Here is a 21,553-nt window from a genome sequence, read left to right as displayed (position 1 = left end):
GATATCGTATTTATTTGCCCAAAAATTTTGTGCCAGCTGTAATTGGAATATCCAGCGCATTTTCTTTGGGAGGTATAGGACAGGAGTAATTGGAATTATAGGCGCAGGAAGGACTATAGGCTTTATTGAAATCAATAACGATAGTATCTCCTTCCGGTATGGACAAATCAATGTACCTGCCGCCCCCATAGGTTTCTTTCCCGTTTGTCAAATCTGTAAAAGGCAGGAACAAATAATTTCTGTACTCCTCTGTTTCTCTAAGCTGATGGCTCTGGTAAATACCCAACGTAATGAACTTCCCATCCAGTTCGAAAACAGCCTCTCCGTACTTTTCATATACCGGCAGACGTGATGTGGTTGTCTTCATCCTGAAAGGTTGTGAAGCTTCTGCTTTCACAAACTTCGCCACTACACGATAAGCGGAATCGATTGGAAAGAAGCTGTGCCCGGTAAACTTTTTCTTTTGACTCGGTGTGAGTGGCGACTTCTCCGAATTTAAAAATTCATCATTCATTTCCTGCTGAAATTTAGCTATTTCTGCTTTGTAAGATTGTGCTACCGCCTGCCCTGCTACTATAGCAATTAAAAAGAAAGTGAGTAAAATGTGTTTCATGAAAGAATAAGTTTTTCAAATGAGCGGATGATTAATCTTTTCTTTACCAGCTTCCAAACTGTGTACCGATGACATACGTTAGCAGAAGCCAACTTTGCTCCGCCTACCCCAGAATCTCATCAATCGTTTTCAGCTCCTCTTCGCTGAACTGGGTATTCTTCAGGCTCTCCAGCGCATCCGTGATCTGTTCAGGTTTGCTGGCGCCAACCAGCACCGACGTTACCCGTTTATCCTTTAATATCCACGACAGGGCCATGTGCGCCAGTTTCTGCCCGCGCTGCTGCGCCAGGATGTTGAGTAAGCGAACCTGCTCTATCTTTTCGGGCGTAAGATGGCTTTCCTTCAGGAACACACCACTGGTCATCACACGCGAGTCGGCGGGGATACCCTGCAGGTACTTATCGGTGAGCAGGCCCTGGGCCAGCGGCGAGAACGGGATACAGCCTACGCCTTCCCTTCCCAGCAAATCCAGCAGACCATCTTCCACCCAGCGTTCAAACATGGAATATTTGGGTTGATGAATGAGGCAGGGCGTGCCCAGTTGCCGGAGGAGTTCAAATGCTTTTGCCGCCTCGGTTGGCCGGTAATTGGAGATGCCCACGTACAGCGCTTTGCCCTGCCGCACGAGCAGGTCGAGGGCGGCCATGGTTTCTTCGAGCGGCGTTTCGGGGTCCGGACGGTGGTGGTAAAAGATATCGACATAGTCCAGCTGCATCCGCTTTAGGCTTTGGTCGAGGCTGGAGACGAGGTATTTTTTGGAACCCCAGTCGCCATAAGGGCCGTCCCACATGGTGTAGCCGGCTTTGGAAGAAACAACCAGTTCATCGCGGTAGCCCCGGAAATCCATTTTCAGAATTCTGCCGAAGTTTTCCTCTGCCGAACCGGGAGGCGGTCCGTAATTATTCGCCAAATCGAAATGGGTGATACCGTGGTCGAAGGCGGTTTTAAGCAGGTTGCGACTGTTCTCGAAGTTATTCACATACCCGAAATTGTGCCACAGGCCAAGGGAGATGGCCGGCAGTTTCAGACCGCTGTTGCCGCAGCGGCGGTATTGCATGTGCTGGTAGCGTTCCGGGGAAGGTATATAAGTCATAGCTGTTTCGGTTTATGTGCGTCTGCTAAGATAGCATAAATTGCATATAAAGCAGCCTTTTGTTGTATCTCCAGCCTGCAAAAATATGCACTGCAGCTGCCACCATAGCCTCTGCTGCACAAAAAAAGCCGCTGCAGGTGTGCGGCGGCTTTTGTGGCTATCGTATATCATAAATTTCTTAAAACGGTGGTGGCTCGTCGTCAAAATTAGAGGCCGGGAAGCCTCCTCCGCTATTGCCCCCGCCATCGTTCATGCGGCTGCCCAGGCGAATGGCGCCGGGTGTTTCGGTATCGAAGGTGCTGTTGGGCAGTGCATTGAAGCCGCCACCGTCGCCTCCGAAGTCGTTATCGAGGTTGGTGAACTTGGTGTACTTGCCAATGAACTTGAGCTGCACGTTTTCGAGTGAACCGTTCCGGTGCTTGGCAATGATTACCTCGCCAACCCCGGCTGTCGGGTTGCCCATTTCGTCTTCCGTCAGGCCGTAATATTCCGGGCGGTAGAGGAAGAGCACCATGTCGGCGTCCTGCTCGATGGAACCGGATTCACGTAAGTCGGAAAGCATCGGGCGTTTGTCGCCACCGCGGGTTTCCACGGCACGGCTTAGCTGCGAGAGCGCAATTACCGGCACGTTCAGCTCCTTAGCCAGCATTTTGAGAGCCCGCGAGATAGACGCGATTTCCTGCTCCCGGTTACCTCCCCCCTTGCCGTCGGCGTTGCCGCTCATCAGCTGCAGGTAGTCGATGATGATCATCTGGATATCAAACTGGGCCTTGAGGCGGCGGCACTTGGTGCGCAGCTCCCGGATCGAAAGGCCCGGCGTATCGTCAATAAAAATAGGCGCTTCGGTGAGTTTTGAAATCTTGTGGTTGAGCTGCGCCCACTCGTAATCTTCGAGGCTGCCCTTCTTGATCTTCTCCGACTCCAGCTCCGCCTCCGACGAAATCAGACGATTCACCAGCTGCAGCGACGACATCTCAAGCGAGAAAATTGCCACTCCTTTTTTAAAGTCTACAGCGGCATTGCGCAGGCACGAAAGCACGAAAGCAGTTTTACCCATCGCAGGACGAGCCGCCAAAATGATCAGGTCCGATTTCTGCCAGCCGGAGGTTACGCGGTCCAGCGCCGTTAAGCCGCTCGGTACACCGGTTAAACCATCCGTCTGCTTGCGCTTCTCTTCCAGTTCTTTAATAGCCTGGTGCATGAGCGAGCGCATGTCGTCGAAGTTCTTGCGGATGTTCGATTCCGACACTTCATACAGCTTTGCTTCGGTTGTGTCGAGCAGGTCGAATACGTCGGTGGTGTCTTCAAAAGCTCTTGTAAGTACTTCAGAAGAAATAGAGATCAGGTCGCGTTTGATTGAGTTTTCCGTAATGATACGGGCGTGGTACTCGATGTTGGCCGCCGAGTTGACGCGCGTGGTCAGCTGCGTTACATAAAAAGCGCCGCCTGCCAGTTCCAGTTCCCCGGCCTCCCGCAGCTCATGCGTTACCGTCAGGATGTCTATCGGTTCTGATTTATCAAACAGCGCCAGGATGGCCTTAAAAATACGCTGGTGCGCCTCTTTGTAAAAACTTTGCGGGCGCAAAATGTCGATAACCGTGGTCAGGGCATCTTTTTCCAGCATCAGAGCGCCTAAAACGGCCTCTTCCAGATCCAGTGCCTGCGGTGGTTTTTTCCCTAATTCTGATACAGCAGGAGCCTTTTTGCCCCAACCATTCCGGTTTGGCGCAGTCCGCACATTCATTTTCATTTCCTCCATAGCTTACAAATTTAAAAATGTTGGCGCCCAAGTAATCCACAATCACGATCGAGTATTCCACAATTTAGTATAAGATATCAACATATTAGCATACAGGTATTTTTATTTAGCTTTGGAATTATAAATTTGTGAGGCTGCTGATTTATGCACCAACCGTATTGAAAGGCTTATGGAGAGAAAGGAATTCAAGCACATACACCTGATTGCCATCGGGGGTAGCATCATGCACAACCTGGCACTGGCGCTACACGACAAGGGGCTGACAGTTACCGGCTCCGACGACGAAATATTCGAACCGGCCAAAAGCAGGCTCGCCGCTGCCGGTTTGCTGCCTGCGCAGGAAGGCTGGTTTCCGGAAAAACTGGACACCAACCCGGATGCCGTTATCCTGGGCATGCACGCCCGTGCCGATAACCCGGAACTGAAGCGGGCGCAGGAACTCAACATCCCGGTTTTCTCTTTCCCGGAGTTTATCTACGAGCAGTCCAAAGACAAGCAGCGGGTGGTCATTGGCGGCAGCCACGGCAAAACGTCCATCACGGCCATCATCATGCATGTGCTGCGCTACCACAACCGGCTTTTCGATTATGCCGTTGGCGCCCAGGTAGAAGGTTTCGACCGGATGGTAAAACTAACCGACGATGCCCCGGTGATCATCATTGAAGGAGACGAATACCTTTCCGACCCGATCAAGCGTATTCCGAAGTTCCACCTCTACCACCACCACATTGGGGTGATCAGCGGCATCAGCTGGGACCACATGAATGTTTTCCCGAACCCGGAAGTGTACCGCGACCAGTTCCGGATTTTTGCCGAGATGACGCCCAAAGCAGGCACCCTCATTTACGACAAAGACGACGAGCAGGCGCAGCTGGTCAGCATTCCGCGCAACCCCGACGTTACCTACATCGGCTATGGCGTGCACGAACATACTATCCGGAACGGCCAGACGATCCTGCATACCAAAAAAGAAGGCGATGTATCTATCCAGCTGTTCGGAGAGCACAACCTCCGCAACATCAGCGCTGCTAAGGAGGTCTGCAAGAAGTTGGGGATAAAAGCGCACGACTTTTATGAAGCACTTGCCAGCTTTAAAGGCGCAGCCCGTCGCCTCGAAAACCTGGGCGAGCAGGAGCAGACTGCGGTTTTCCGCGACTTTGCCCATTCGCCTTCAAAAGTAAAAGCAACTACGGCCGCACTAAAAGCGCAATTCCCGAAACGCCAGTTGGTGGCCTGCCTGGAGCTGCACACCTTCAGCAGCCTGAACAAAGAATTTCTGCCCCAGTACGAAAGCACCCTGGACAGTGCCGACGAGGCCATTGTGTATTTCAACCCGAAAACGGTGGAGCACAAACGCCTGCAGCCGCTAACGCCGGAGGAGGTGCAAACCCAGTTCGGAAAACCCGGCCTGAAAGTCTACACCGATTCTGACGCGCTTCTGGAGTACCTGAAAACCCGGAACTGGACCAATACGAACCTGCTGCTCATGAGCTCAGGTAACTTCAATAACATTAACCTGAAGGAGCTTATCACGGCCATCCTTAAACCATCTAAATAAGCTTCCCCATGAAACTTCACCTGAAGCGCCCGATCGTTTTTTTCGACCTCGAAACCACCGGCACCGACATCTGCAAAGACCGCATTGTGGAAATCAGTGTCCTTAAAATAAAACCGGATGGCGAAGAGATACTGAAAACCCGGAAGATCAACCCGACCATTCCTATTCCGCTGGAGTCGAGCCTGATTCATAAAATTTACGACGAAGATGTAAAAGACTGCCCTACCTTTAACCAGGTAGCCCGCGACCTGGAGCAGTTCCTGAAAGGTTGCGACCTGGGAGGTTATAATTTAATCCGGTTTGATATTCCGTTGCTGGCCGAAGAGTTTCTGCGGGCAGGTGTGGATTTCGACATTGAGAACAGGAATATCGTGGATGTGTGCCGGGTGTTTCATTTGATGGAACAGCGTACGCTGTCTGCTGCCTATAAATTTTACTGCGATAAAAGCCTCGAAAACGCGCACAGTGCCGAGGCCGACACTGTCGCTACCTATCACATCCTGATGTCGCAGCTGGACCGTTACCAGCACACGCCCCTCGAAACCAAAGAAGGTGCGGAAGAATACCCGGTGCAGAACGACATGGCGCAGCTCCACAAATTCACGTTTCAGAAAACAGCCGACTTATCCGGTCGCATCGTGTACAACAACGCCGGGCAGGAAGTTTTCAACTTCGGCAAGCACCGCAATGTGCCCGTAGAGGAAGTGCTCCAGAAAGAACCAAGCTATTACGACTGGATGATGAAAGGCGAATTTCCGCTTTACACCAAAAAAATCCTGACACGTATCAGGCTCCGCAACATGCGCAGCAGCGTATCTTAGACAAAACTTCAGAAAACGAAAAAGCGGCTGTCAGCAAATACCGGCAGCCGCTTTTTCGTTTTCTGAGGCTTTAATATGTTCCCAATTGTCGGCTCTGTTTCAGCTTTACCCCTCGCAGCAGCGAATTGGATTCGCTGATCTCCTGCTTACAGATGTTTTGCGACGAGCCGGAATCGCACACGCAGCTCACAATTTTATTTCCTTTAAACGTAAACACGCAGAACGAGCAACCGGCACTTCCCTTGCAGATATACTTCATGCTCCGGGTAGAGAGGTAGAGGCTGTTGTCTTTGGCGACATCCAGCTCCAGGGCCATGATGCGCGATGACCCGTTGAACAGTCCCATGCCCACCAGGTAATAGGCCGGCTTCACTTTTTTATCTTCCTGCACCTTATGGATCATCACCCGGTCCACCACCGTGCCATCGCCAAACTCCCGGATAAAGGGCTGCAGCAGCTGCTCCCGCGGCACAATGTAATCCACGGTGTCGAACACGATCTGGCCCAGCAGCACCCCGTCATAGACAGGTGGCGCCGGTGTAGATTCTCCCACCATTCCCGGATCTGCTACTGGGTCTGACGTGTTCTCATCCCGGAGCGTATCGCGCCGGGCACAGGCACTGGAGAGCAACAGCAGCAGCAACATGATAAAATAAACTTTCCTGCCACCATTCGTAGTGCTGAAGCAGGTTGAAAGCAGCTTAATGGTCATTTGGTTGTTATTAAGTTTGTCGCTTTAGATGAGAGAAATTCGCTTCCCGGAATTAGCGGGCTTTGTAATACTTCATGGCCTCCGGCATCCAGCGCTGCAAGTCGCTGATACGGGTGTCGGGGCTTGGGTGCGTTGACAGGAATTCAGGCGTTCCCGGTCCTTCGGCCTTGGCCTGCATGCGCTGCCAGAACGGGATAGCTTCCTGCGGATTATAACCAGCCATGGCCATAAAGATCAGCCCCAGGCGGTCGGCCTCCGACTCCTGCGTACGGCCATACTTTAACATGCCTAAACCGGAACCAACGCCATAAATGGTATTGATCAGGGCCTGGGCTGCCTGCGGCTGCGAGCCGGCCAACGCAGAGAGGGTTTGTCCGCCGTACTGCTGCACCAGCTGCTGGCTCATGCGTTCGCTGCTGTGTTTGGCAATAGCGTGGGCAATCTCGTGGCCCATTACCACGGCCAGTCCGGTTTCGTTCTGCGCTACGGGCAGCAGGCCGGTATATACGACGGTTTTACCGCCGGCCATCGCCCAGGCATTTACCTGTGGATCCTGGATCAGGTTAAATTCCCACTGGTAGCCTTCGAGCTCACCCGACATATTATTCTGGGCCATATACCGCTCCACGGCACCCTGAATACGTTGGCCTACTCTTTTTACCATGGCAGTAGCCTGGGCATCGTTCGAGAGTTTGTGTTCTTTTAAAAACTGGTCATAAGCATCGTAACTGAGCGCCATCATCTGCGCATCCGACACCAGGCTCAGCTGCCTGCGACCTGTAATTGGCACGGTAGTACAGGCTGCCAGCATCACGACAGCCATCAAAACGGTAATTACTTTTTTATACATCATCCTGAATATTAAATTTCCTTTTTTGAATATTTCAAAATTCGGACCAAACTTAAATTATTTTTTTCATGTGTCCGACTTTAATTAAAAACTTATTTATGACCAGCGGTAACCGGAACAGCGCAAGTAACTGTACAATCCGCCGGACAGAGTGCAATAAACACAACAGTATACGTCTTACCAGATATAAAATGTTATAGTATACGGCAGAGCCCACAAAGGGTAAAGCATTGGCGCACCGGCAGGTAAGGGAGTGGTGGCTGCGGCAGCATACAAAATATCCCAAATAATCAGGCGGCACAGCACGAAAGGCCGAAAAATATTACTTTGCTGCCATTGCCTCCATTCCTGCTGCAGCTCAGGCAACTAAGCGCAGCAGTGGCTGTGGTGACAGGTGCAGACAGCTCAACACTGCTTTCGCAACCATTCACCTGCATTACCGTTGCATCTGAATAATGCATAATACTCCTTAGCTTTAAAATTAACTGATAATATGATGGAAAAAAGCATCCTCTCCAGCTTTATAGTGGCTGTTGTGCTCCTTTTCAACTCCTGCGCGACCAATCCGGTAACCGGTAAAAAGGACATTATATTTATGTCTGAAGAACAGGAAATTGCCATGGGGCAGCAGGCCGACCCGGAGATTGTAGCCCAGTACGGGTTATACCAGGACCCGGCCCTGCAACGCTTCATCAGCGAGAAGGGCCAGCAAATGGCGGCTATCTCGCACCGCAGCAACCTGAAATACGAGTTTAAAATTGTAGACTCCCCGGTGATAAACGCCTTTGCCGTGCCGGGCGGCTATGTTTACTTTACGCGGGGCATTATGGCGCACTTTAACAACGAAGCGCAGTTTGCCGGGGTGCTGGGCCACGAGATCGGGCACATTACCGCCCGCCACTCGGCACAGCAGCAAAGCAAATCCATACTGGCACAGGTGGGATTGATCGCCACCATGGTGATATCGCCGGAGCTGGCGCAGTTTGGTGAGGCCGCTTCGCAGGGGCTGGGCCTGCTCTTCCTGAAATTCGGGCGCGACGATGAACGGGAATCCGACAGGCTGGGCGTGGAATACTCCACTAAGATTGGGTACGATGCCAAAGAAATGGCCGATTTCTTTATCACGCTGCAGCGGGAGCAGCAAAGCAGCGGAAACGCGGCGCTTCCGGACTTCCTGTCTACCCACCCGAACCCCGAAGACCGCTACGAAACTGTGCACCAGCTGGCGGCAGAGTGGAAGCAGAAAACGAACCTGAACAATCCGCAGGTAAACCGGAACTCCTATCTTAAAATGATCGATGGCCTCGTGTATGGCGAAGACCCCAGGCAAGGCTTTGTAGAGAACAGCATTTTTTACCACCCGGAGCTCCGGTTTCAGTTCCAGATTCCTGCCAACTGGCAGCACCAGAACAGCCCCTCGCAGTTCCAGATGGCTTCCAAAGATGGCAAAGCCATGATGGTGCTGATGCTGGCAAAAGGAGAATCGTTGCAGGCTGCTGCCCAGCAGTCGCTGCAGAACTACGGGCTGCAGGCTGTAGACTCTAAAAGCGTGACCGTAAATGGCCTGCCTGCCCTGGCCGTGGTAGCAGATCCGCAGCAGCAGCAGCAGCAGCAACAGCAACAGCAACAGCAACAGCAGCAGATACGAGCACTCCTGTACTTTATTCAGCACGGCAACTACATCTACAACCTGGTAGGCGTAACTGCCGTCAACGATTTTAATTCCTACATGCCTTTGTTTACCAACTCCATGCAAAGCTTCCAGAACTTAACCGATGCCTCCAAACTCAACAAACAGGCCGAACGCATCAGAATCGTAACGGTAGCACGAAACAGTACGCTGGCACAGGCACTCCGGGCCAACAACATGCCCGACAACAGGCTCGAAGAACTGGCCATGTTAAATGGCATGCAACTCACCGACCAGCTGCAGCAGGGAACACTCATCAAAATTATAGGCCAATAAGCAACCCGGTAACCCCAGGTCGGGAGCAGGAACTGAGGCTATGGAGGCAGCAGCAGCAGACTTTTTTTGGGCACAAAAAGAAAATATTTACCACCTTTGCTACGCGCTCCGGTCTGGCGGAGGCACAACAGGTAAAAATTAAACATCACACTAACCACAGGCATGCAGGAAGTACGATGGGGCATTATTGGCTGCGGCGACGTAACCGAAATTAAAAGCGGCCCTGCCTTTAACAAGTGCAGCAACTCCCGGCTGGTAGCGGTGATGCGCCGCAACAGCGAAAAAGCCCGCGACTACGCCCAACGGCACGGCGTGCCCAAGTGGCACAGCAAAGCCCAGGACCTCATCCTGGACCCGGAAGTGGATGCCGTGTACATTGCCACTCCCCCCGATTCGCATGCCTACTATGCGATGGCCGTTGCTGCGGCAGGCAAACCGGTTTATGTGGAAAAACCCATGGCACTGAATTACGCCCAGAGCCGCCAGATGCTGGAAGCCTGCCAGCAGGCACAGGTGCCGCTGTATGTTGCCTATTACCGCCGCTGCCTTCCTGCTTTCCTGAAAGTAAAAGAACTGCTCGATGCCGGCGCCATCGGCGATGTGCGCCTGGTAAACATTCAGCTCTACCAGCCACCACACCCTGAGCTCGACCAGCAGAACCTGCCCTGGCGCGTTCAGCCCGAAATTGCAGGCGGCGGTTTGTTTTTTGATCTGGCCGCCCACCAGCTCGACCTGCTCGATTACTTCCTGGGACCGATTACGGCAGCCTCCGGTCAGAAAGAAAACCAGGCCGGCTTATATCCTGCCGAAGATATTGTGACAGCGCAGTTCCGGTTCGAAAGTGGCGTGCTGGGCAGTGGTACCTGGTGCTTTAGTGTAGCAGCAGAACAGCAAACTGACGAAACAACCATTATCGGAAGCCGGGGCAAGATCACCTACCCCACTTTTAGCAACGATCCTGTAAAACTGTACACAGCAGACGGCGTGCAGGAATTCCTGCTGCCCCCGCCGGCTCACGTGCAGCAACCCCTCATCCAGACGGTAGTAGACGACCTCACCGGCCACGGCACCTGCCCCAGCACCGGCATTTCGGCAGCACGCACCGCCTGGGTAATGGACCAGATTGTCGGGTAACAGCCGAAGTCATTTTTATTATCTGCTGTTTCGCAAGCGATTTATTGTCCTCTTTCGATGGCAGGGACTTTTCCTTCTGCTGTACAACTGTGTGCAACGGCAGTTAGTATTGCTAGCCCGAGCCGACGGAAGTTGCGCTGAAATAAAACCTCCGTTTCCAGGTTAACTGCAGCTCCCTCCAAAGCCTCTCCTGCTGCCGAAAACAGTTAAAAGTAAGCACCGCATCCGCCACTGGTGCAGCGCCTGCACCTCCACTCTTGTAAAAACAAGAAAAATACTATCCCCTGCCCTTTTTCTCCGTACATACTACATCCCTATATAGTAGTTATGTGCTGTGCTACACAGCCCTTCTAAAACTTAACAAACTATGAAAGAAGAACAGACAAAACACCTGTGGTGGCAGGAAGGAGTTTTTTACCAGATTTACCCCAGGTCGTACCAGGACAGCAACAGCGATGGCGTAGGCGATTTGCGAGGTATCATTAAAAGACTGGATTACCTCAAATGGCTTGGCATCAATGCCGTCTGGATTTCACCTATATATCCGTCGCCCATGGCTGATTATGGATATGATATCGCAGATTACACAGGCATCCATCCGCTTTTTGGCAACATGGATGATTTTGACGAACTGCTGAAAGAAGTGCACGCCCGCGGCATGAAACTCATCCTGGACCTGGTACCGAATCACACATCCGACCAGCACCCCTGGTTTCTTGAATCGAAATCTTCCAAAGACAATCCCAAACGCGACTGGTACATCTGGAAAGATGCCAAACCCGACGGCTCACCCCCAAACAACTGGCTGAGCGTTTTCGGCGGAAGCGGCTGGGAGTGGGACGAAACCACACAGCAATATTATTTCCACGCTTTCCTGAAAGAGCAACCCGACCTGAACTGGCGCAACCCCGAAGTGCATGAGGCCATGTACGACGTAATGCGCTACTGGCTCGACAAAGGCGTAGATGGTTTCCGGGTAGATGTGATGTGGCACATGGTGCAGGATGAACAGTTCCGCGACAACCCGCCCAACCCGAACTACGAGCCGCACATGGCTACCTACGAGCAGTTAATGCCTGTTTTTTCAACCGACCAGCCCGAGGTGCACGACATTGTGCGTGAAATGCGGCGGGTGCTCGATTCGTACGACGAGCGGATGATGATTGGCGAAATTTACCTCCCCATCCACAAGCTCATGACCTACTATGGTTCAGAAAACGATGGGGCACACCTGCCTTTCAACTTCCTGCTGTTGTCTATTCCGTGGAACTCGGAGCACATAGCCAGCGAAATAGCGATTTACGAAGGCGCCCTGCCCGACGGTGGATGGCCAAACTGGGTACTGAGCAACCACGACCAGCCCCGCATTACCAGCCGGGTCGGCGAAGCACAGGCCAGAATTGCAGCCATCCTGCTCCTGACCCTCCGCGGCACGCCCACCATTTACTACGGCGATGAGATTGGCATGCGCGATGTGCCCATTCCCCCGGATGAAGTACAGGACCCACAGGGCCTCAACATGCCCGACCTCAACCTGAGCCGCGACCCCGCCCGCACCCCCATGCAGTGGGAAGACGCAACAAATGCCGGTTTCTCAGATGCGAAACCCTGGCTCCGGCTGCCAGAGTACTACAGGCGGAAAAATGTAAAAGTACAGCAAAACGACCCCTATTCGATGCTGACCCTGTACAGGCGGCTCATCCAGCTCCGGCACGAAGAAAAAGCCCTGAACGTAGGCGACTATGTGCCGGTGTATTCCGACAAGCAGGTGCTGGCCTTTATCCGGCAGTACCACGAGCAGCGCCTGCTGGTAGTCCTGAACCTGACCCACAGGCCCAGCTATTTCCGGGTGAAAAACATGACGCTGAAAGGCACGGTCATCCTGGCTACGGCTCCGGAACGCGAAGGCAATACCGTGGAAGACTATTTCAGCCTGGGGGGTGATGAAGGCATCATCGTACGACTGGAAGAGGGGACCTAAAAAACCATAGCCATTTTCAAAGGAAACATTACGCATTAATGCCAGCTTAACACAGCAAACATGCTGACGGATGTCCCGCTCACAAAGCAGTAACGTGCTGGAGCGCAATACTGCATCCGTCAGCATCAATAGCGTTTGCTGTGCCAGAAAAATCAATTCCCTTATATAAAACTAATCACTCTTATTGATGAATACTTTAGGTGCGGAGTACCGGGGTAATAACCGTTGCGCCTTTACTGTTTGGGCACCCGAAAAAGACAGCATGTATGTGCACCTGGTGTCGCCCCGGAAGCAGAAGGTAAAAATGAAAAAAGATAAACTGGGCTTTTACAGGGCAGAAGTTGATAAAGTCGCGCCCGGCTCCCTGTATTATTTTATGCCCGATGGCGAAAAAGATTTTCCGGATCCGGCTTCGCATTTTCAACCGGAGGGGGTACACGGGCCGTCGCAGGTGGTGGACCACAGCGCTTATGTGTGGCACGACGAGCACTGGCACGGCCTGCCTTTCAAAGACCTGATCCTGTACGAAATTCACGTCGGCACTTTTACGCCGGAAGGCACCTTCAAAGCCATTATCCCGCGGCTCGACGAACTGGCCGAAACCGGCATAAACGCCATCGAACTGATGCCTGTCAGCCAGTTTCCGGGCAGCCGCAACTGGGGCTACGATGGCACCTATCCTTATGCCGTTCAAAACTCCTATGGCGGCCCCGACGGACTGAAAGCGCTGGTAGATGCCTGCCACATGCGCGGCATTGCGGTGTTCCTGGATGTGGTGTATAACCACCAGGGGCCGGAAGGCAATTATTTCAGCATGTTTGGCCCTTACTTCACCGATAAATACTCCACCCCCTGGGGCGATGCCATCAATTTCGACGCCGATTGGTCGGATGGCGTGCGGGAATATTATTCCAACAACCCGCTCCACTGGTTCGAGCATTACCACATAGACGGGCTTCGGCTCGATGCCATCCACACCCTGTACGATAAAGGCGCCATCAGTTTCTGGGAACTGACCTACGGCAAAATAAAACTGCTGGAACAGAAACTGGGCCGCGCGCTTTACATGACCGCAGAAAGCGATTTCAACAGCCCCCGGGTTACCAAATCGCCGGAAATAGGCGGCTACGGTTTTGATGCGCAATGGCTCGACGATTTCCACCATGCCCTGTATGTGCTGCTGCACGACAAAGGCAAAAAATATTACACCGATTTCGGGCAGATGGAGCAGCTGGCAAAAGGCTACACCGACGGGTTTGTGCACAGCGGCGAATTCGTGTCGTTCCGGTGCCGGAAACATGGGGCTTCCTCTGCAGGAGTTCCCGGCGATAAGTTTATCGTGTTCACACAGAACCACGACCAGGTAGGCAACCACGTCGGCAGCGTGCGGTTATCGTCGCTGGTAAACTTTGAGCAGCTGAAAATTGGTGCAGCAGCTATACTGTTGGCACCCTATGTACCCATGCTTTTTATGGGCGAAGAATATGCCGAAGATGCGCCCTTCTATTATTTTGTAAGCCATTCCGACGAAAACCTGATCAAATCGGTGCAGGAAGGCCGGAAAAGAGAGTTTTCCAAATTTAACTGGCCAACCGACCCGCCCGATCCGCAGGCCGAAGAAACATTTAACAATTCGAAACTGGCCTGGGAAAAGCGAAAAAAAGGAAAGTACTGCATCATGCTGAAATGGTACCGGGAACTGATCCGGTTGCGGCGCTCCAATCCGGTGCTGCAGAACTTCAATAAAGATGCGGTGCAGGTACACACGCTCGGGCAAAAAGGCTTTGTGCTCATCAGGCGCAGCGAAAACGAAGACCAGCACCTGATCTGCCTCTTTAACCTCTCCCAGAAGCGCATCAGCTATACCTTTCCGGAGTGGGATGTGAACTGGCAGAAGATCCTGGACTCTAAAGAAGAAAACTGGTTACCCAAAAAGAGCACCATCCGGAAACTGATGCCCGATAAGGTAAAGGCCGCAGCAGCACAGGAAATTCCGCCGCTCAGTGTGGCAGTATACGCTTCTGAAGAAAAAAGCTGATATCATCAGCCCGGAAAGTAAAGTCAACGCACTGGCTTTGCTTGCCGGGCTGATGTTCCAGCACCTGCATGTTAAAAATGAAGGAGCAGCGGGAGTGGTGGCAGGTGCAGAGCTATTTTCCGGAGTGCCAGCCATTCTACGAAATCAATTCTACCTGCCTGCTTCGAAGCTTCTTTTGCTGTTTGAGTTTTGCTGCCCCTGCCACCACATTCACTGCTCGTAAGCGATGATAAATAAACAGGTGCGATGCACGACCACCCCACTCCCTCCCCCCGCTCCGGCTGTTTCTCAGCGCCCATTTCTGTAATACCGGAAATACTTGTATCTTTGTAGGTTGCTCCGCCGTTCGGACAGGTCAAATTTTAGGGGAAATGAACTTTCACAAAAAAAAACCTGTCTATACAGCAGTGGAACTACGGAATTTAACAAGGTTTAAACTTTGTAACAGGAGCTCACTTTTATTTCTTTAGTTTTAAAAAGTATTGGTGCTTCTTATTAAATCGACTACTTTTTTAAAAGTTTGTTAAAAATTTTTTAAAATATTTCTGCTTCAGAAATTTAATAAATTCTTAATAATAACTTTTTTTAAAACCTTGCATTTAGCGACAAGCGAAATTTTTATCATTTTTTTTGCTATTTTTACAAAAAAGAAGACTAACAACTGTTCTAATGGCAATTTAGGTCATTTTGTTTTGTAAATTTATGTCCCTAAATTTTGAGTTCTCCCAGTAAAAAAGCATAAAATCACAATACTAGTTTAATACATGATTCAAAGAGATAATCCACAAAGAGGCCTCTACTCGCCTGAAATGGAACACGACTCCTGTGGAGTTGGGTGTGTGGTGAATTTAAATGGCAAGAAGTCTCACAGTATTGTAAAAGACGCTCTTACCATGCTTACCAATATGGAGCATCGTGGCGCCACCGGCAGCGATCCTGAGACAGGCGATGGTGCGGGTATTAGTGTGCAGTTACCCCATGAGTTCTTCAAAAAGGAGCTACAGGAATTTGCGATCGACCTGCCTGAACCAGGCAACTATGGCGTGGGTATGATTTTCTTCCCACAGGTTTATGAAGTGCGGGAAAAATGCCGTAAAGCCGTAAATCTTTGTGTACGACAGCTAGGATTTGAATTGCTGGGCTACCGCCTTGTGCCTGTAAACGGACAGGTTCCCGGGCACGAATCCAAGGCTGTTGAACCATATATTGAACAGGTATTTATTAAGCCTACCGACAGCAACCTCAGGGGCGAAGACCTGGAGCGCAAGCTCTATGTGCTGCGCAGCCTGATCTCGCATGAGGTAAAGCAGAGTGTAAGCGGCGAAAACGGCACCTATTTTATGGTAAGCCTTTCTTCGCGCACTATTATATATAAAGGACAGCTGAAAACAGACCAGGTGGGTAAATACTACCACGACCTGAACCACCCTGACTTTAAGTCGGCGCTGGCCATTGTGCACTCACGCTTCTCCACCAACACCTTCCCGAACTGGAAACTGGCGCAGCCTTTCCGTTTCATCGCCCACAACGGTGAGATCAATACCATTAAGGGGAACGTGAACAAAATGAAATCGAAAGAGGCCCTGATGACTTCTCCTTTCTTTACGGAAGAAGAATTAAAGTGGCTTCTGCCTATTACCAATCCTGAGAACTCAGACTCGGCCAACCTCGATGCGATGGTGGAACTGCTGACCTTAGCAGGTCGTCCGTTGCCGCACGTAATGATGATGCTGGTACCGGAAGCCTGGCAGGATAACCAGCAAATGGATACCTACCGTAAGGCCTTCTATAAATTCCATGCTTCTTTGATGGAGCCTTGGGATGGTCCTGCTGCCCTGTTCTTTACAGATGGTACCCAGATTGGTGCTACCCTCGACCGAAACGGCCTGCGCCCGGTGCGTTACTGCATCACCAAGTCCGGCCGTCTGATTATGGCTTCTGAAACAGGCGCCCTGATCGTAGACCCAGCCGACGTTATCAAGCGTGGTCGTCTGCAGCCAGGTAAAATGCTGCTGGCAGATACTGCGCAGAACAAAATCTACGACGACGATGAAATAAAGCAGCTTGTTTGCAACGACAAGCCGTACTTCGACTGGATACAGGAGCACCGTATTAAACTGCACCTGTGCCCTGAGCCTGAGCTAACGCTGCCAAGGGTGAAGCCGGAAGATCTCCGTCAGAAGCAGAAAGCGTTCGGTTATACCTCCGAAGACCTGAAACTGATCATCAAGCCGATGGTAACTACCGGTAAAGAACCGGTAGGAAGTATGGGTTCTGATACGCCACTGGCCGTGCTTTCGCAGCAGAGCCAGCATATTTCTTATTACTTTAAGCAGCACTTTGCGCAGGTAAGTAACCCGCCCATCGACCCGATCCGGGAGCGACTGGTAATGTCGCTGTTCACCCGTCTGGGCGAATCGCTGAACATCCTGGACGAAACACCTTACCATACGCGCCAGATCCATATTTCACACCCGGTACTGAGCCACGAAGATTTCCACAAGCTCTTCAACCTGAAAGCGGAAGGTTATGATCCGAAGCGCATAGATGCTACTTTCTCTACGAAAGAACCGGGCTCCTTACAGAAAAGACTGGATGAAATTTGTGCCGACGCCGAAGCAGCAGCCAGAGCAGGACATAAAATACTGATTATCTCCAACCGCAACATCGGACCACAGCAGGCGGCTATTCCATCGCTGCTGGCCGTAGGCGCTATTCACCATCACCTGATCGAGAAACGCATTCGCGCCAAAACCGGTCTGGTAGTAGAAGCCGGAGATGCCTGGGAAACACATCACTATGCCACGATCATTGGTTTTGGCGCCAGCTGCGTGTATCCTTACATGGTGTATGATACTATCCAGAGCCTGATCGACCAGGAGAAACTGGATACATCGTTGCCATTGTCACACTATGTGAAGCAGTACACCTATGCCGTAGGCAACGGCTTGCTGAAGATCCTCTCGAAGATGGGTATCAGTACGCTGCAGTCGTACCAGGGAGCACAGATTTTTGAAATCCTGGGTATCGGTCAGGAAGTAATACAGAAATGCTTTAAAGGCACGCTCAGCCGCCTGGAAGGCCTGAACTTCGAAGACCTGGAAAAAGAATGCCTGATCAAGCACGAAGCTGCGTTCCCGCAACAAGCCGGACACCTGGACGGCGTGCTGGAAACCGGCGGTTTCTTCCAATGGAAAAGAAGAGGCGAAGTTCACTTACTGCAGCCAGAGGTTATACACAACCTGCAGAAGTCTACCCGCCTGAACGACTTCCTGCTGTACAAAGAATACTCGAAGGCTGTACGTGCGCAACAGGATGCACACATCACGCTGCGTAGCCTGTTCGAATTCCGCAAGCGCCAGTCGGTGCCGCTGGAGGAAGTTGAACCAGCCAAAAATATATTGAAGCGTTTTGCTACGGGGGCTATGTCATTTGGCTCTATTTCGCACGAAGCACACACTACGCTTGCTATCGCCATGAACAGAATCGGCGGTAAGAGTAACAGCGGTGAGGGTGGCGAAGACGAAGCACGTTTCATTGTAAAACCAAACGGCGACTCCGAGCGCTCAGCTGTGAAGCAGGTAGCTTCCGGCCGTTTCGGGGTAACCAGCCACTACCTGGCGAATGCCGATGAAATTCAGATTAAAGTAGCGCAGGGTGCCAAGCCTGGTGAGGGTGGTCAGTTACCTGGCCATAAAGTTGACCACTGGATTGCCCGCGTGCGTCACTCAACTCCGGGCGTAGGTCTTATTTCACCTCCTCCGCACCACGATATTTACTCGATCGAGGACCTGAAGCAGCTGATCTACGACCTGAAAAATGCAAACCCGGACGCACGTATCAACGTGAAACTGGTAGCCGAAGCAGGTGTAGGTACGATTGCAGCAGGTGTGGCCAAAGCGAAAGCCGATGCCATCATGATCTCCGGTGCCGACGGTGGTACAGGAGCCAGCCCGCTGAGCTCTATCCGCCACGCTGGTTTGCCTTGGGAACTTGGCCTGGCCGAAGCACACCAGACCCTGATGAAAAACAACCTGCGCAGCCGTGTGGTGTTGCAGACAGACGGTAAACTGATGACCGGTTACGACCTGGCTGTTGCTACTTTGCTGGGTGCAGAAGAATATGGTATTGCCACAGCTGCCCTGATTGTAGAAGGCTGTATCATGATGCGTAAGTGCCATACAAACACCTGCCCTGTAGGTATTGCCACGCAGAACCCTGAACTGCGCAAGCTGTTCACCGGCGATCCGGATCACCTGGTTAACTTCTTTACCTTTATGGCAGAGGAAATGCGTCAGGTAATGGCCTCGCTTGGTTTTAGAACAATAAACGAGATGATTGGGCAGTCGCATGTACTGAAAGTACGTACCGACCTGAACCACTGGAAACTGCGCAACCTGGACCTGTCTCCAATCCTGCACCAGGAAACCGTTGGTAAAAACGTAGGTGCTTACCACCAGATTTCACAGGACCACGAAATTGAGAATGTACTGGACCGCCAGCTGATCCGCGACTTCAAAGAAGGAAAAGAAGGTGTAAACCAGTACAAGATCCATAACATTGACCGCTCGGTTGGCGCTATGCTTTCTTATGAAATTTCGAAAGAGCATGGGAAAGCCGGACTTCCGGAAAACAGCTTTACCGCTGAATTCCACGGCTCTGCAGGTCAGTCGTTTGGTACCTTCCTGGCGCCGGGTGCCACCTTCCGTCTGGTAGGTGAGTCGAACGACTACCTGGGCAAAGGCCTTTCAGGCGGTAAGCTTATCCTGCAGCCGTTCAAGGAAAGTACTTACAAAGCGCATGAGCACATCATTACCGGTAACGTGGCCCTGTATGGCGCGACTTCCGGTCAGGCTTTCATCAACGGTATGGCCGGCGAACGCTTCTGCGTGCGTAATTCAGGTGCCGAGGCCGTTGTAGAGGGCATCGGTGACCACGGCTGTGAGTACATGACTGGCGGTAAAGTGCTGATCCTGGGTGAAGTTGGTAAAAACTTCGGTGCCGGTATGAGTGGCGGTATGGCCTACATTTACGATACCAAAAGCTTATTCGCAGGCCAGTGCAATACCGAAATGGTAGACCTGGAGCAACCTGAAGAAGAAGATCTGGCCTGGATAGAGCAGAAACTGAATGAGCACTATGCTTATACAGGTAGCGTATTGGCGCAGGAAATACTGGTTAACTGGAACGAAAACAAAGCTGCTTTTGTGAAAGTGATGCCACATGACCTGAAACTGGCCATGCAAGTAAAAAAGAATGAAACATTAAACGTATTAGCCTGATGGGTAAGTTAGATGGTTTTTTAATATACGGTCGTGAGTTACCTGCATATCGCGATCCGAAAGAAAGAATACACGATTCAAACGAAATATATTTAGAGTTCCCGGAAGCAAAAACACGTCAGCAGGCAGCGCGCTGCATGGACTGCGGTGTTCCTTTCTGCCACAATGGCTGTCCGCTGGGCAACATGATTCCGGATTTTAACGATGCCGTGTACGAGGGCGAATGGGAGCTTGCTGCCAGCATCCTGTACAGCACCAATAATTTCCCAGAATTTACCGGCCGTATCTGCCCTGCTCCCTGCGAGGCAAGCTGCGTGCTGTCCATCAACAAGCCGGCTGTAACGATCGAGCACATCGAGAAATCTATTGCCGAGAAATCTTTTGAGCTGGGTCTTGTAAAACCGAACCCGCCGAAGAAAAGAACAGGAAAAAAAGTAGCTGTAGTAGGATCAGGACCTGCAGGTCTTGCCGCTGCGGCTCAGCTGAACCAGGCAGGACACCTGGTAACGGTGTACGAAAAAGACGACAAAGCGGGTGGTCTGCTGCGTTACGGTATTCCGGATTTCAAACTGGAGAAGTGGGTAATCGAACGCCGCGTAGAAATCCTGGAAAAAGAAGGTATCCGTTTTGAATACAATGTAGAAATTGGCAAAGAGGTGACGCTGAAAAAGCTGCACCGGAAATATGATGCCGTACTGCTTTGCATCGGCTCCAGCAAGCCACGTGAACTTACCATTCCGGGTAACCACCTGAAAGGTATTGAATTTGCCATGGATTACCTGACACTGCAGAACCGCAAGGTAGCAGGCGAAACTATTGATGATGCTGACGACATTGATGCCCGCGACAAGCATGTGCTGGTAATCGGCGGTGGTGACACTGGCTCTGACTGTGTTGGTACAGCCAACCGTCAGTTCGCCAAGTCTGTTACGCAGCTGCAGTACCGCAACATGCCGTCTACGGAGCGCAGCCCGAACAACCCATGGCCAGAATGGCCTGCCACGTTCTCCTCTTCTTCTTCGCATGAGGAAGGCTGTGAGCGTAGCTGGGGCTGGCTGAACAAAGAGTTTATCGCTGACGAGAACGGCTTTGTAAAAGGTCTGAAAGTAGTGGAACTGGAGTGGAAAAATTCACTGGAATACACCGAAAAGCCAAACAGCGAAAAGATACTGCCATGCGACCTGGCCCTGATCGCCATTGGTTACATGCGTCCGGTACATGATGCCTTCCAGGCCAACTTTGATTTTGAACTCGACAACAGAGGTAACTTTAAAGTAACAGATTGGCAGACAAGCGTACCAGGTATCTTCGCCGCCGGCGACTGCTACCGCGGTCAGTCTTTGGTAGTTTGGTCTATCTCCGACGGACGCGAAGCAGCCCGTGCCATGGACATTTACCTGATGGGTGAGTCAGAACTTCCATCCAAGAGCATCTCTAAACTGAAGCTGGTTTAAGTAAAATAACTTCCTTTGAAAAGGCGGGCTGCAAAGTCCGCCTTTTTTTATACAAAACAAAAGCAGAGGCTATGGAGGCAGCTGCAGAAGATTTTAAGAGGGTAATGATTATACCAGCCAGTATTTAAGCACTATTCCTCCCTTTGTCATCCCCGTAGGGGATCTCATACCTTTACCACAAGCGTATACAGTACAAATTTTATATACTTTTAAAAGACAGATGCAGGAAGGTAACTATAGGGAATCTACATACACTTGGTGATATGGACCACAAGGAATCTCCTTCCTGTAT

14 protein-coding genes are annotated in these 21,553 nt (G+C 51.4%); 8 read left to right on the top strand and 6 right to left on the bottom strand.

Going from position 1 to position 21,553, the window contains the following annotated elements:
• Positions 1–10 precede the first annotated feature (10 nt).
• The 3 genes from DCW36_RS14490 to dnaB form a co-directional block, all read right to left on the bottom strand.
• Entirely contained in the window at positions 11–613 is a 603-nt protein-coding gene (locus tag DCW36_RS14490) for a DUF1684 domain-containing protein (RefSeq protein WP_114783667.1), read from the bottom strand.
• 103 nt (positions 614–716) lie between these two features.
• Positions 717–1,706, bottom strand: a complete 990-nt coding sequence (mgrA, locus tag DCW36_RS14485; protein WP_114783665.1) for an L-glyceraldehyde 3-phosphate reductase — start codon at positions 1,704–1,706, stop codon at positions 717–719.
• A gap of 178 nt (positions 1,707–1,884) precedes the next feature.
• Positions 1,885–3,465, bottom strand: coding sequence for a replicative DNA helicase (gene dnaB, locus DCW36_RS14480; protein WP_114783663.1), 1,581 nt, complete (start codon positions 3,463–3,465; stop codon positions 1,885–1,887).
• Between the two features lie 169 nt (positions 3,466–3,634).
• Between dnaB and DCW36_RS14475 the strand changes: the two genes are divergently transcribed.
• Positions 3,635–5,023 (top strand): UDP-N-acetylmuramate--L-alanine ligase, encoded by a 1,389-nt coding sequence (locus DCW36_RS14475; protein ID WP_114783661.1) that lies wholly within the window; start codon positions 3,635–3,637, stop codon positions 5,021–5,023.
• An 8-nt stretch (positions 5,024–5,031) separates the two neighbouring features.
• Positions 5,032–5,844 (top strand): 3'-5' exonuclease, encoded by an 813-nt coding sequence (locus DCW36_RS14470; protein ID WP_114783659.1) that lies wholly within the window; start codon positions 5,032–5,034, stop codon positions 5,842–5,844.
• 70 nt (positions 5,845–5,914) lie between these two features.
• Here DCW36_RS14470 and DCW36_RS14465 read toward each other — a convergent pair whose 3' ends face one another.
• The gene (locus DCW36_RS14465) at positions 5,915–6,556 is read right to left on the bottom strand and encodes a hypothetical protein (protein ID WP_125185493.1); all 642 of its coding nucleotides are present in this window, start codon (positions 6,554–6,556) and stop codon (positions 5,915–5,917) included.
• A 52-nt stretch (positions 6,557–6,608) separates the two neighbouring features.
• Positions 6,609–7,409 (bottom strand): M48 family metallopeptidase, encoded by an 801-nt coding sequence (locus DCW36_RS14460; protein WP_449374879.1) that lies wholly within the window; start codon positions 7,407–7,409, stop codon positions 6,609–6,611.
• A 490-nt stretch (positions 7,410–7,899) separates the two neighbouring features.
• On the opposite strand from DCW36_RS14460, the gene DCW36_RS14455 reads away from it, so the two are divergent.
• The 4 genes from DCW36_RS14455 (at position 7,900) to treZ (ending at position 14,525) form a co-directional block, all read left to right on the top strand.
• Positions 7,900–9,372: a M48 family metalloprotease gene (locus DCW36_RS14455; protein WP_114783653.1), complete on the top strand. Its 1,473-nt coding sequence runs from the start codon at positions 7,900–7,902 to the stop codon at positions 9,370–9,372.
• A 162-nt stretch (positions 9,373–9,534) separates the two neighbouring features.
• Positions 9,535–10,506, top strand: a complete 972-nt coding sequence (locus DCW36_RS14450) for a Gfo/Idh/MocA family protein (protein ID WP_114783652.1) — start codon at positions 9,535–9,537, stop codon at positions 10,504–10,506.
• Positions 10,507–10,873: 367 nt separating this feature from the next.
• Positions 10,874–12,487 (top strand): alpha-amylase family glycosyl hydrolase, encoded by a 1,614-nt coding sequence (locus DCW36_RS14445; RefSeq protein ID WP_114783650.1) that lies wholly within the window; start codon positions 10,874–10,876, stop codon positions 12,485–12,487.
• Positions 12,488–12,674: 187 nt separating this feature from the next.
• Positions 12,675–14,525, top strand: coding sequence for a malto-oligosyltrehalose trehalohydrolase (gene treZ / locus DCW36_RS14440; RefSeq protein ID WP_114783648.1), 1,851 nt, complete (start codon positions 12,675–12,677; stop codon positions 14,523–14,525).
• A gap of 71 nt (positions 14,526–14,596) precedes the next feature.
• On the opposite strand, the gene DCW36_RS14435 is transcribed toward treZ, so the two are convergent.
• Positions 14,597–14,884, bottom strand: a complete 288-nt coding sequence (locus tag DCW36_RS14435; RefSeq protein ID WP_128396980.1) for a hypothetical protein — start codon at positions 14,882–14,884, stop codon at positions 14,597–14,599.
• Positions 14,885–15,289: 405 nt separating this feature from the next.
• On the opposite strand from DCW36_RS14435, the gene gltB reads away from it, so the two are divergent.
• Complete coding sequence (gltB, locus tag DCW36_RS14430) at positions 15,290–19,807, top strand: glutamate synthase large subunit (RefSeq protein ID WP_114783646.1); 4,518 nt, start codon at positions 15,290–15,292, stop codon at positions 19,805–19,807.
• Positions 19,807–21,261 carry a glutamate synthase subunit beta gene (locus DCW36_RS14425; protein WP_114783644.1) on the top strand — a complete coding sequence of 485 codons (1,455 nt, stop codon included), beginning with the start codon at positions 19,807–19,809 and terminating at the stop codon, positions 21,259–21,261. Before gltB ends, DCW36_RS14425 begins: the two co-directional genes overlap by 1 nt.
• The last annotated feature ends 292 nt before the right edge of the window (positions 21,262–21,553 follow it).

Origin of the sequence: Botryobacter ruber, from assembly GCF_003347595.2 — a bacterium.
Taxonomy (GTDB): domain Bacteria; phylum Bacteroidota; class Bacteroidia; order Cytophagales; family Hymenobacteraceae; genus Pontibacter; species Pontibacter ruber_A.
This window is presented reverse-complemented; position numbering and strand designations above follow the sequence as displayed.